At 62.4% G+C, this 12,008-nt stretch carries 11 protein-coding genes; all 11 read left to right on the plus strand.

Annotated elements, in window-relative coordinates:
• Window positions 1-81: 81 nt before the first annotated feature.
• The 11 genes from BI364_RS01095 to rhuM all read left to right on the plus strand — a co-directional run bounded on the left by BI364_RS01095 (window position 82) and on the right by rhuM (window position 11,856).
• Window positions 82-1,227, plus strand: a complete 1,146-nt coding sequence (locus tag BI364_RS01095; RefSeq protein WP_070077184.1) for an MFS transporter — start codon at window positions 82-84, stop codon at window positions 1,225-1,227.
• Window positions 1,228-1,451: 224 nt separating this feature from the next.
• Window positions 1,452-2,663, plus strand: a complete 1,212-nt coding sequence (locus BI364_RS01100) for an amino acid ABC transporter substrate-binding protein (protein WP_197495789.1) — start codon at window positions 1,452-1,454, stop codon at window positions 2,661-2,663.
• 78 nt (window positions 2,664-2,741) lie between these two features.
• Window positions 2,742-3,644 (plus strand): branched-chain amino acid ABC transporter permease, encoded by a 903-nt coding sequence (locus tag BI364_RS01105; protein ID WP_070077185.1) that lies wholly within the window; start codon window positions 2,742-2,744, stop codon window positions 3,642-3,644.
• Window positions 3,641-4,675, plus strand: a complete 1,035-nt coding sequence (locus BI364_RS01110) for a branched-chain amino acid ABC transporter permease (protein WP_197495790.1) — start codon at window positions 3,641-3,643, stop codon at window positions 4,673-4,675. Before BI364_RS01105 ends, BI364_RS01110 begins: the two co-directional genes overlap by 4 nt.
• Window positions 4,672-5,418 (plus strand): ABC transporter ATP-binding protein, encoded by a 747-nt coding sequence (locus BI364_RS01115; RefSeq protein WP_070077186.1) that lies wholly within the window; start codon window positions 4,672-4,674, stop codon window positions 5,416-5,418. The genes BI364_RS01110 and BI364_RS01115 overlap by 4 nt, the downstream gene beginning before the upstream one ends.
• Window positions 5,418-6,293 carry an ABC transporter ATP-binding protein gene (locus BI364_RS01120; protein ID WP_083251082.1) on the plus strand — a complete coding sequence of 292 codons (876 nt, stop codon included), beginning with the start codon at window positions 5,418-5,420 and terminating at the stop codon, window positions 6,291-6,293. The genes BI364_RS01115 and BI364_RS01120 overlap by 1 nt, the downstream gene beginning before the upstream one ends.
• Before the next feature lie 124 nt (window positions 6,294-6,417).
• A complete protein-coding gene (locus BI364_RS01125; RefSeq protein WP_070077187.1) occupies window positions 6,418-6,537 on the plus strand; it encodes a type I restriction endonuclease subunit R in 120 nt (39 codons plus the stop codon).
• Between the two features lie 27 nt (window positions 6,538-6,564).
• Complete coding sequence (locus BI364_RS01130; RefSeq protein ID WP_070077188.1) at window positions 6,565-8,274, plus strand: class I SAM-dependent DNA methyltransferase; 1,710 nt, start codon at window positions 6,565-6,567, stop codon at window positions 8,272-8,274.
• Entirely contained in the window at window positions 8,264-9,430 is a 1,167-nt protein-coding gene (locus BI364_RS01135) for a restriction endonuclease subunit S (protein WP_083251083.1), read from the plus strand. Before BI364_RS01130 ends, BI364_RS01135 begins: the two co-directional genes overlap by 11 nt.
• A 56-nt stretch (window positions 9,431-9,486) precedes the next feature.
• Entirely contained in the window at window positions 9,487-10,572 is a 1,086-nt protein-coding gene (locus BI364_RS01140) for an IS5 family transposase (RefSeq protein WP_070077189.1), read from the plus strand.
• 276 nt (window positions 10,573-10,848) lie between these two features.
• A complete protein-coding gene (gene rhuM, locus BI364_RS01145; RefSeq protein ID WP_070077190.1) occupies window positions 10,849-11,856 on the plus strand; it encodes a virulence protein RhuM/Fic/DOC family protein in 1,008 nt (335 codons plus the stop codon).
• Window positions 11,857-12,008: the final 152 nt, after the last annotated feature.

The raw sequence follows: 12,008 nt of genomic DNA on the forward strand, positions 1-12,008 counted from the left end.
AACGGGCGCAGATTGTCGGCATTGCGGCCGCCCGCTATCGTGGCATGACGACCCTTCACCGACGGAATCCGAACGCCCTCCATGCGCCTGCGCAACACCCTCATCGTGCTCTACTGCACCGTCGTTTCGGTGGCCATTCTTTACGAACACCAGGCCTTGCTGCCGCTGTTCGCGCGCCAATGGGGCGTTAGCCCGGCCGACGTCGCGCTGCTCACCACCGTCACCATGACGCCGCTCGCGATCGCGCCGCTGGTCTACGGTTACGTGCTTGAACGTGTATCCGCGCGTCGCCTGCTGGTGATCGGTCTGGCCGTGCTGACCGTGGTACAGCTGGTGTTGGCGCAAGGGCCCGGCTATGGCGCTTTCCTGCTGCTGCGCGGCCTGGAAGGCCTCATCCTGCCCGCTGTGCTCACTGCGCTGATGACCTACAGCTCCGCCATCGGCGGTCCCGCTGGCGGACGACGCGCCATCACGCTCTACATCGCTGCGACCATCGTCGGGGGTTTCAGCGGACGTACCTTCTCCGGCGTGATCGCCAATTACCTGGATTGGCAGGCCGCCTTCTGGATGTGGTCCGCGTTGGCCGCCTTGGCGCTGCTCTCGACGCGTTGGCTGGACTCCGACCCGCGCGCAAACCTCGGTCGCGTGCGCTGGCCGGAAGTGCGTACGATGATCGCGCGGCCGGTCAACCGGCTCGGCTTCGCGGCGGCCTTTCTGCTGTTCTTCGTGTTCGCGGCGATGATGAACTTCCTGCCGTTTCGCATGCATCAGCTCGACCCCGGCATCACTCAGGGCGCGGTTGCCTGGGTCTACGCCGGCTACCTCGTCGGCGTCGTCGTGCCGTTGTCGTCGCTGTGGTTGATCCGTCGCCTCGGCGGCGAACGGCGCACCCTGCTCACCGGCTGCGCGGTGTATCTCGCCGGGTTGACGATGCTCGCGCTCGGCGGGCTGCCCTGGATCTATTTCGGCATGTTCGTCTTCGCCGCCGGTATGTTCACCTTGCACAGCGTGCTCACGGCCTATCTCAACCACCTGGAGCCGCGCCGCAAGGGTCTGGTCAACGGGCTTTACGTCTCCAGCTACTACAGCGGCGGCGCATTCGGCTCCTATCTGCCCGGCGTGGTCTACGAACAGGCCGGCTGGCTGTCATACAGTCTGCTGCTGCTGGTCTTGCTGCTGTTGCTCGGCGCCATCCTCTGGCGCATGCCGAGTGCCGTGCCCGCCTAGTCCACGTTATGGAATGTCGCCGGGCCGTCTCTTCGGCCGCGTAGCGCACCGCGCGTTCGTGTTGCAAGCCTTGAGGGCGCGGGCAGGGCGGGGGTGACGTAGCTCACGCGGTATTTCGAGAAGATCCCGATACCTTCCGGTCGATGCACCGTGCACGTGCTATATAAGACAGAAGACTTAAGAAGCCGTTATAGCGGCTCGATCATCGACCAAAGGGGAGAATCATGAACATGCGCATCCTGAGGCTGGCGCTGGCCGCCGTTTTGTTTGTCAGCGGCACGGCCTTCGCCGCCAACGACACCATCGTGCTCGGCGCCGCCGTCTCGCTCACCGGCAAATATTCCACGGCCGGCACCCACACCAAGCGCGGCTACGATCTTGCCGTGGCCCTGATCAACCAGCGCGGCGGGGTCAAGGTCGGCGACAAAACCTACAAGATCGCGGTGCAGTATTACGACGACGAATCCACCCCCGCGCGCGCCGCCGAGCTGGCCGAGCGGCTGATCAAGCGCGACGGCGTACGCTTCATGCTCGGGCCATACAGTTCCGGGCTGACCAAGGCCATGGCCCCCGTCACCGAGATGTATCAGGTGCCCATGATAGAAGCCAACGGCGCCTCGCGGACGCTGTTCGACAAGGGCTACAAATACCTCTTCGCCGTGCTCTCGACCTCTGAGCAATATCTGCAGGAGGCGATCAAACTTGCGGCGGAACAGGCCGTGAAACAGGGTAAAAAGCCCTCCGACGTGCGCGTCGCAGTGGCCACAGAGAACGACCCCTTCTCGCAGGATATCCGCGCCGGCGTGCTGGAAAATGCGAAGTCCTACGGCATGAAGATCGTGGTCGACGACAAATTTCCCCGCGATCTCAGCGACATGAGTTCCACCCTGGTCAAAGTCCGCGCGCTGCGTCCCGACGTATTCGTCGCCTCGGGTCACTCCAAGGGCGCCGCGCTGGTGACCCGGCAGATGCCTGAGATGAAGGTCAAGGTGCCGATGGTTGCATTGACGCACTGCGAGTCTGCCCAGCTCACCGACCGAGCGAAGTTCGGCAATCACGCCGAGGGTACGTTGTGTGCCTCGCAGTGGGCGCCGACCATGACTTATCGAGACGATCTCTTCGGCAGCGCCGCTGACTATACCCAGCTGTTCGAGAAGACCTACGGCTACGTGCCGCCGTACCAGGCGGCCGAGTCCTCCGCCGCAGTGGAGATTTATGCCGACGCCATCCATCGCGCTGGCTCGCTGGACCCGCAAAAGGTGCGCGACGCCATCGCCGCGACCGACATGCAGACCTTCTACGGCAACATCCGCTTCGACGCGACCGGCAAGAACGTCGCCAAGCCGATGGTGCTGCGCCAGATCCAGAACGGTGCCTATGTCGTGGTCGCGCCGAGTAAATGGGCCACCGGCAAACTGGAGTGGCCGCACCCCTGAACGCCTGAACGCCAGAACGCCTGACCGCCCGCCGGCGCCGCCCGCGGCGCCGGCCGTCCAGCCGCCGAGGGAGACTGCATGGACAATCTGCTGTTGCTGTTCCAAGCGCCGACCATTCTGGTGCAGCTCGTGGTCGACGGGCTGCTGGTCGGCGCCATCTTCGCGTTGGCCGCATACGGTATGGCGTTGGTCTGGGGTGTGATGAACATCATCAACATTTCCCAGGGCGAATACGTGATTCTCGGCGGTTATATCAGCTACTTCCTGTACCGCCAGTTCGGCCTGCACCCGCTGCTCAGCCTGCCGATCGCCGGGCTGGTGCTGTTTCTGCTCGGCGTCCTGCTCTATCGGCTGGTGATCCATCGCATCGTCGGCCGCGACATGTTCATCTCGTTGCTCGCTACCTTCGGCATCTCCATTCTGTTGCAGCAGCTCATGAACGAGCTGTTCGGGCCGGACGTGGTCAGCGTCGCGGTCGACATGCCCACCTGGTATTTCCTCGACAACACCGTCACCGTGCCCACCGCCAAGCTGCTCGCTTTTGGTGTGGTGCTGGCGATCGCGGCCTTGCTGGTGGTGGGCCTGCGCTACTCGCGATTGGGGCAGGCGATCCGTGCCACCGCGCAGAACGCTCGCGCCGCCCGCGTCCTCGGCGTGAACACCGACCGCGTCTACGCGGCCACCTACGGCCTCAATGCAGCCCTTTGCGGCATGGCCGGCAGCCTGGTGGTGATGATTTGGGTGATCCACCCCTTCATCGGTCTGACCTATACCGTGCGTTCGTTCATGATCGTCATCGTCGCCGGCCTCGGGAACCTGCCCGGCGTGTTTGCCACCGGCCTTGGCCTCGGCGCGCTGGAGCAGATCGCCGGCTTCGTGCTCGGCGCCGAATTCCAGTCCGCCTTCGTGTTCAGCCTGCTCGTGGTCATCCTGATCGTGCGCAACGCTTGGTTGCGCCGCCGCCGGGAGTACTTGTCGTGAGCGCCCGCCAGCAACGCCTGTCCGCGCCGGCCTGGGCGGGATTGATCATCGCCGGCATCGTCGTGCCCCTGCTGTTCCCGCATTACATGACCGTGTTCGCCTTCGCCTGGTGCATGGTCGTGCTGGCCCTGTCGTGGGACATCTGCGGCGGGCAAATGGGCTACAACTCCTTCGGTAACATCTTCTTCTTCGGTGTCGGCATGTACACCTGCGCCGTGGTTCAGCGCGACCTGTGGCACGGCGTCGCCAGTGGGCAGGCGCAACTCGTGCTCACCGCGCCGCAATACCTCATCGGCCTCGGGCTCGGCCTCGTCGCCGGGGTGGTTGCTGCCGTCGCGCTCGCCTGGCTGCTCGGCTCGCAAATCCTCGGCATGCGCGGCCATTACTTTGCCATCTGCACCCTCGGCCTTGGCATTGCCGCCGGCGAGATTGCCACCGGTGTCGACTTCATCGGTGCCGGCTCCGGCATGGTCACGCCGCTCATGCCGGCCGGGCTGCCGGGCAAGGAAGTCTTCTACTACGTCTTCTTCATGCTGCTCGCGCTGTTCGCCCTGTGGCTGCTGTCACGGTTGTATGCCGGCCGCTTCGGCCTCGCCCTCAACGCCATCCGCGACAATGAGGACAAGGCCGAGGCCATGGGCCTGCCCACCGTCGCCTACAAGACCACTGCCTGGGCCGTGTCCGCCGCGCTGCTCGCGCTGGCCGGCGGCGGCGTCGGCAACCTGATCGGCTTCATCGACCCCATCGACGTCGCCTTCGCCGGCGCCAGCTTCGGCGTGTGGATGATTCTCATGGCCATCCTCGGCGGCAAGGGCACGCTGTGGGGGCCGCTGATCGGCGCCTTCCTGTTCTACGCCGCCAAGGAAATCACCTGGACCTACTTCCTCGGCTGGCAGCGCGTCATGCTCGGCGCGCTCATTGTGGTCATCGTGGTGTTCTTTCCCGAAGGCATCATGGGTTGGCTGCGCGAGCGCTTCCCCGCGCGCTTCGGCGATACGTCCGAAACCACGACCTCGGAGGACCGTCCATGAGCCGTGTGCTGCTTGACGTCAGCGGTGTCAGCAAGACCTTTGGCGGCGTCGTCGCCAACGACCGCGTCAGCCTGAGCGTGCCCGAGGGTGCGATCTACGGCCTCATCGGCCCCAACGGCTCCGGTAAGACCACCCTGTTCAACGCCATTGTCGGCTACCACCCCCTCGACGCCGGCAGCGTGCGCTTCGACGGTGCCGAGCTATCGCGGCTGCGCGTCGGCGATATCGCCCGGCGCGGCTTGCTGCGCACCTTCCAGCAGACCCGCGTGTACGTCGGCATGGACTGCATGGCCAACATGCGCATCTCCGCGCCCGGCGCCCGCGCCGGCCTGCGCGGCCTGTTCCGTGGTTTCGACCCCGAGACCGACGATCAGGCCGGTGAGCTGCTCGAATTCGTCGGCCTGCAGGACAAGCGCCACGTGCGCGCCGGCGAACTCTCTTTTGGCCAGCAGAAGCTGCTCGAATTTGCCATGGCGCTGATGAACCGCCCACGCATGCTATTGCTAGACGAGCCCACCGCCGGCATCAATCCCACCCTGATCAACGGCCTCATCGACCGCCTGCGCCGTGCCAACGAAACCTTCGGCATCACCCTGCTGGTCATCGAGCACAACATGCGCGTGATCATGAACCTCGCCGACCACATCTATTGCCTCGCCCACGGCCGCATGCTCGCCGATGGCCCGCCAGAGGCCATCCGCGGCGATCAGCGCGTGATCGACGCCTACCTGGGCGCTGCCTGATGCAGCCGCGCTGGAACCCACCCAAGCCGCCCCGCGTCTCCGGCCACGGCGGGGGCGATGTCGACCTCGTCATGTCCGTCGAGTCGGTCGCGCGCGAGGCCGCCGCGCTCGCCGAGCAACGCCCGGACGACGCCGCCCTGCGGCGTCTGGCGCACGATGCCCCGCTGCTCAGCCTGCGGGGTCTCGAAGCCGGCTATGGACGCATGCAGATCCTGCACGGCCTCGACCTGCACGTTGCCACCGGCCAGTCGCTGTGCCTGATCGGGCCCAACGGCGCTGGCAAATCCACCGTGTTGCACTCGATCTACGGCTTCACCCGCATCACTGGCGGCGCCGTCGAGCTGGAGGGTCGCGCCATCGGCGGCCTCACCCCCGAGCAGAAGCTACGCGACGCCGGCATCGCCTACGTCATGCAGGACAACTCCGTGTTCCCGCGCATGACGGTCGAGGAAAATCTGCTCATGGGTGGCTACCTCATGCCGCGCCGTGAAGCCGCCCGCGCCGCTGCGGCCGATGTTCTCGCCCGTTACCCGCGTCTCGCCCAGCGCCGCCAGGCCGCCGCCGGCACACTCTCCGGCGGCGAACGCCGCCTGCTCGAAATCGCCCGCGCCCTCATCATGCAGCCCCGCGTGCTGCTCGTGGATGAGCCCTCCATCGGCTTGGAGCCGCGCTACATCGATGCCGTCTTCGAAATCCTGCGCGAATTGCAGCACGAACAAGGCAAGACCATCGTTCTCGTCGAACAAAACGCCAAAAAAGGCCTCGAATTCGCCGATCTCGGCTACGTCCTCGTCTCCGGCCAGCTCGCGATGGCCGGCTCCGGCGACGAACTCCTCGAAAACCCCGACGTCGGCCGCTTGTTCCTCGGCGGCTGAGCCATCGCCCGCCAGCAAAACCGCCTGTTGGTCGCGTCGGAACCCCGCGCCGCCACGTCGTCCGCCCCGCAATCCCCGGCTATTGTGGTAATTTCCCAGCATTCCCAAGCCCATCAGGCCGCGCGTGACGCCTCAACCCGAACAACAAGCCAGGGAAGCGATCGACGAGCTGCTCATGGCGGCGGGTTGGGCAGTTCAGGATGCCGTTGCCGCGAACACTCATGCCGCGCAAGGCGGCGTCTAACCCCAGACGCAAACCCTCGGAAATCCCATGAAACAAGAAGAACAGCAATTCCTCAGCGACCTCGACAAGCGCCTGTGGACTATGGCCAACAAGCTGTTGCCCATGCTCGACGCCGCCGTTTACAAACACGTCGTGCTCGGCCTCATTTTCCTCAAATATGTGTCGGATTCTTTCAAGGAGCGCCGCGAAGCGCTAAATGCCGCCTTCCGCGACCCGGAGAACGACTACTACCTCGGCGATGACGGCGAAGAGCTGATCGAACAGGAGCTCGAAGCCCGCGATTATTTCACCGAGAAGAACGTCTTCTGGGTGCCGGCGCTGGCGCGTTGGGATTTTCTGCAAGCTAATGCCAAGGTCGCGCTCGGTACCGTGCTGGAAGTGAAGAACGGCAAAATCTACGAATACAAATTCAACGGCATCGGCCGCCTGCTCGACGACGCGCTCGAAGCCGTCGAGAAGGAAAACCCCAAACTCAAAGGCGTGCTGGAAAAAGACTACGCCCGCAAGCAGATCGACGCCGCGCTGCCGGGCCTCATCGACCTTATCGCCGAAATCCCTTTCAAGCACGGCACGCTTCACGCCAAGGACATCCTCGGCCACGTCTACGAATACTTCCTCGGCGAGTTCGCCATGGCCGAGGGCAAGAAGGGCGGGCAGTACTACACGCCCAAGAGCATCGTTACCACCATCGTCGAAATGCTGGAGCCTTACCAGGGCCGCGTGTACGACCCCTGCTGCGGTTCCGGCGGCTTTTTCGTGCAGTCGGAAAAGTTTGTCGAAGAACACGGCGGCCGCATTGGTCAGCTCTCCGTCTACGGGCAGGAATCCAACCCCACCACCTGGCGGCTGGCGTGCATGAATCTCGCCATTCGCGGTATGGACTTCGACCTCGGCAAGGAGCCCGCCAGCACCTACACCCGCGACCAACACCCCGACCTGCGCGCCGACTTCATCATGGCCAACCCACCCTTCAATATGAAGGAATGGAACGCCGGCGTGAAAGACGACGACCCGCGCTGGCAATACGGCATTCCGCCTGCGAACAACGCCAACTTCGCCTGGATGCAGCACATGATCCACCATCTGGCGCCGCATGGCAGCATGGCCCTGCTGCTCGCCAACGGCTCCATGAGCAGCAACACCAACAACGAAGGCGAAATCCGCAAAGCGCTAATCGAAGCCGACCTCGTCGAATGCATGGTCGCGCTGCCCGGCCAGCTCTTCACCAACACCCAGATTCCCGCCTGCATCTGGTTCCTTACCAAAACCAAACAGGGTAGCCGCCATTCCGCGCCTTCTTCTCGTCATTCCCGCGAAGGCGGGAATCCAGAATTTAGAAACCGCAAGGGCGAAACCCTCTTCATCGACGCGCGCAACCTCGGCTACATGAAAGACCGCGTGCTGCGCGACTTCGCCCCCGAAGACATTCGCAAAATCGCCGACACCTTCCATGCCTGGAAGTCCGATAGCCGTCATTCCCGCGAAAACGGGAATCCAGTGGCTTATGAAGACATCCCCGGCTTCTGCAAATCGGCAACGCTCGAATACATCCAAAAGCACGAGTACGTGCTCACCCCCGGACGCTACGTCGGCGCGGCGGAGCAGGAAGCCGACAGCGAACCGTTCGAGGACAAGATGGCGCGGCTCACGGCCCAGTTGAGCGAACAGTTCGGCGAAAGCGCGCGGTTGGAAGCGGTGATACGCGAGAATCTGGCGAGGTTGGGTTATGGCGGGTGAGAGAAACAAAATGACAATTGGCGAGATTGCGGCAAAGACACGCAACGCACTTGTCGGAGGCCCATTTGGTTCAAACCTTGTATCGGCTGATTACACAGCAAATGGTGTTCCTGTCATTCGAGGCCAGAACATGGGATCTCGTTGGGTGTCAGGTGAGTTCGCATATGTGTCGCCAGAAAAGGCTCAATCACTACAGTCAAATCTCGCTAGACCTGGTGACATCGTATTTACTCAACGCGGAACATTGGGGCAGGTTGCGTTAGTTCCAGAAGGTGTTTTCGATTCATATGTTGTTTCACAAAGTCAGATGAAACTGACGGTCGATCAAACAAAGGCCAATTCGCATTTTCTTTATTATCTTTTTAGTTCGCCCGCACAACAAGAATACATCAGGCAAAATGCGATTCAGGTTGGTGTTCCCCACACCAATCTCGGGATTCTCCGCGATACGCCGGTAAGTTTGCCATCAATCGACGAACAACGCGCCATCGCTCACATCCTCGGCACCCTCGACGACAAGATCGAACTCAACCGCTGCATGAACGAAACGCTGGAGGCCATCGCGCGGGCGATCTTCAAGTCCTGGTTTGTCGACTTCGACCCCGTCCGCGCCAAAGCCAGCGGCGAAGCGCCTGAATCCATCTGCCGTCGCCTCGGCCTCACCCCCGACCTCCTCTCCCTCTTCCCCAACCGCTTCGTCGATTCCGAACTCGGCGAGATTCCGGAGAGGTGGGAGGTGCGAGCCGTGGGTGATGTTATAGAACGGTTGTCGGTCGGTAAGAAATACGAGCAAAAGACAGTAAAGACCGTGGGCAAGGTTCCAGTGTTGGATCAAGGCAAGTCCGGAATAATCGGATTCCACGATGACGAACCTGGTGTGACCGCATCGACAGACAGCCCTGTTGCAGTCTTCGCAAACCACACCTGCTATATGCGCCTAATTTATTTTCCGTTCTCAGCTATCCAAAACGTACTTCCATTTGTTGGCAAAGGTGTAGATACGATTTGGGCGTTTCAAGCGACATTTGGAAAGCAGGCTTTCATCGAATACAAAGGCCACTGGCCTGACTTTGTGATTCACAAGGTTGTCGTTCCGGATCTGGATTTGGCTACCGAGTACTCAAAAGTAGTCCATTCGATGTTAACAGGCTGTTGAAAAACTCCCCAGATTGTCGAAGATGGGGTCTCGGATAAATAAGGACGATAGCGAAGATGCGAGGAGCTGATATTCAGCAGGACGGGCTGTTCAGCACGGTGAGTCCGGAGCAACGAGTGCCGAAGGATCACCCACTTCGGCCGATCCGGCAGATGGCCGATGAGGCGCTTGCGGCATTGGATGGCGACTTCGATGCGCTTTACGCAGGACTGGGGCGCGACTCGATCCCACCGGAGAAGCTGCTGCGGGCCCAGCTGCTGATGGTGCTGTACTCGATTCGAAGCGAACGCCAGCTGATGGAGCAGCTCGACTACAACCTGCTATTTCGCTGGTTCGTGGGCTTTTCGATGGATGACAAGGTCTGGCACCACTCGACGTTCACCAAGAACCGCGATCGGTTGCTTGAGGGCGAAGTGGCGCACCGCTTTTTTGCCCAGGTGCTCAAGCAGGCCCGGGGTGCGGATCTGCTGTCCAGGGAGCATTTCAGCGTCGACGGCACCCTGATCGAGGCCCTGGCTTCGCTCAAGAGCTATCGGCCGAAGGATGAAGACGAACCGCCGACGCAGGGCGGCGGCCGCAACCCCTCGGTGGACTTCCGCGGTGAGCGCCGCACGCGCGACACCCATGCCTCGAAGACCGACCCGCAGGCCTTTCTCTTTCGCAAGAGCCAAGGCACGACCGCCAAGCTCAGCTACATGGGCCATCTGCTGATGGAGAACCGCCACGGCCTGGTGGTCGATGCGCGGGTCAGTCAGGCGACGGGCCGGGCCGAACGGGAGGTGGGTGCCGAGATGGTCGAAGCGCTCACAGGCACGCATCGGGTGACCGTGGGCGCGGACAAGAACTACGACACACGGGGCTTCGTGCGGCGGCTTCGCGAGGCGAACGCCACGCCACACGTTGCGCAGAACGACACCCGGCGTACGTCGGCGATCGATGGACGTACCACGGCACATCCTGGCTACCGCAGCAGCCAGACGATCCGCAAGCGGATCGAGGAATGCTTTGGGTGGGCGAAGACGATCGGTGGGCTGCGCAAGAGCCGGTTTGTAGGTCCCGAGAAGCTCGACTTTCAGTTCGTGCTGACGATGGCCGCCTACAACCTGGTTCGGATGCGCAATCTGGGGGTGGCGGCATGTTGAGGGCTGTCATTCGAGGGATTACTGCGTCCGAAACACCGATTTCCAGAACCATTGACCCAACAATTGGCGTAATTCATCCGTATCGGCATTTGCAGACGATCTTTCGCGCCCAAAATGCCGAGAAATCGCGGCCAATTTCAACAGCCTGTTAAAGAAAATTTGGGCACAAGAGGATGAATCCAACACTCTCTCCACCTTGCGGGACACGCTCCTCCCCAAACTCCTCTCCGGCGAACTGCGCGTGCCGGAAGCCGAAACCATTTTGGTTGAGCTGGCATGAGCGCCGGCGGCGGCGAATTGGTAATTTTTGAGGCGGCGGGGCAGCCGGTTGAGGTGCGCCTGGATGCCCAGGGGGATACGGTCTGGTTGACGCAGCGGCAGATGGGCGCGCTGTTCGACACCACGCCGGAAAACGTCTTGATGCACCTGAAGAACATATTCCGTGAGGCGGAACTGGACGAGACGGCAACGACTAAGGATTTCTTAGCAGTTCGAACCGAGGGCAAGCGTAATGTCCGGCGCAACCTGAGGCATTACAACCTCGACGCCATTATTTCGGTCGGCTACCGCGTCAGCTCAAGGCGCGCCGTGCTGTTCCGCCAATGGGCAACGGGTGTGCTGCGCGAACATCTGACCCGTGGCTACACCCTCAACCACCAGCGCTTCGAGCAGAATGCCCGCGAGCTGGATGCGGCGCTGGCGCTGGTGCGCAAGGCGGCGCAAAGCCCGGAATTACGGGGTGACGAGGGGCGCGGCCTGGTGGATGTGGTGACGCGCTATGCGCAGACCTTCCTGCTGCTGCAACGCTACGACGAGGGTCTGCTGGCCGAGCCGCAGGTGGTGGCTGGCGGCCGGTTGCCCACGCTGGCCGAGGCGCACGCGGCATTGGCCGGGTTGAAGGCTGAGCTGATCGCGCGCGGTGAGGCAACGCCGTTGTTCGCGCAGGAGCGGGGCGATGCCTTTGCCGCCTTGCTCGGCAATCTTGAGCAGACAGTGTTCGGCGAACCCGCTTACCCGAGCGTGGAGGCGAAGGCGGCGCACCTGTTGTATTTCGTCATCAAGAACCATCCATTTTCGGACGGCAACAAGCGCAGCGCCGCCTTTTTGTTCGTGGACTTTCTGAATCGAAACGCCCGCCTGTTGGACGTGGCCGGGCACCCCGTAATTAACGACATCGGCCTGGCTGCCCTGGCTTTGCTGGTGGCCGAGTCCGACCCGGCGCAGAAGGAAACGATGATCCGGTTGATCATGAACATGTTGGTGGGGGCGGTGCATGATCACTGAAGACCAGCTCGAACAGCTTGCCCTGACCTGGTTTCAGGACGCCGGCTGGGACTACCGTCACGGCCCGGATATTGCCCCGGACGGTGATGCCCCGAGCGTGCCGACTACCGGCAGGTGTTGCTGCAAGGGCGCTTGCACGAGGCGGCGATGCT

Origin of the sequence: Acidihalobacter yilgarnensis (assembly GCF_001753245.1) — a bacterium.
GTDB classification, from domain to species: domain Bacteria; phylum Pseudomonadota; class Gammaproteobacteria; order DSM-5130; family Acidihalobacteraceae; genus Acidihalobacter; species Acidihalobacter yilgarnensis.

Bases quoted from the DNA above. Each gene is read 5' to 3' on its own strand.
- BI364_RS01115 (WP_070077186.1), top strand. From the start codon at position 4,672: ATGAGCCGTGTGCTGCTTGACGTCAGCGGTGTCAGCAAGACCTTTGGC.
- BI364_RS01105 (WP_070077185.1), top strand. From the start codon at position 2,742: ATGGACAATCTGCTGTTGCTGTTCCAAGCGCCGACCATTCTGGTGCAG.
- BI364_RS01100 (WP_197495789.1), top strand. From the start codon at position 1,452: ATGAACATGCGCATCCTGAGGCTGGCGCTGGCCGCCGTTTTGTTTGTC.
- BI364_RS01120 (WP_083251082.1), top strand. From the start codon at position 5,418: ATGCAGCCGCGCTGGAACCCACCCAAGCCGCCCCGCGTCTCCGGCCAC.
- BI364_RS01130 (WP_070077188.1), top strand. From the start codon at position 6,565: ATGAAACAAGAAGAACAGCAATTCCTCAGCGACCTCGACAAGCGCCTG.
- rhuM (WP_070077190.1), top strand. From the start codon at position 10,849: ATGAGCGCCGGCGGCGGCGAATTGGTAATTTTTGAGGCGGCGGGGCAG.
- BI364_RS01135 (WP_083251083.1), top strand. From the start codon at position 8,264: ATGGCGGGTGAGAGAAACAAAATGACAATTGGCGAGATTGCGGCAAAG.
- BI364_RS01095 (WP_070077184.1), top strand. From the start codon at position 82: ATGCGCCTGCGCAACACCCTCATCGTGCTCTACTGCACCGTCGTTTCG.
- BI364_RS01140 (WP_070077189.1), top strand. From the start codon at position 9,487: ATGCGAGGAGCTGATATTCAGCAGGACGGGCTGTTCAGCACGGTGAGT.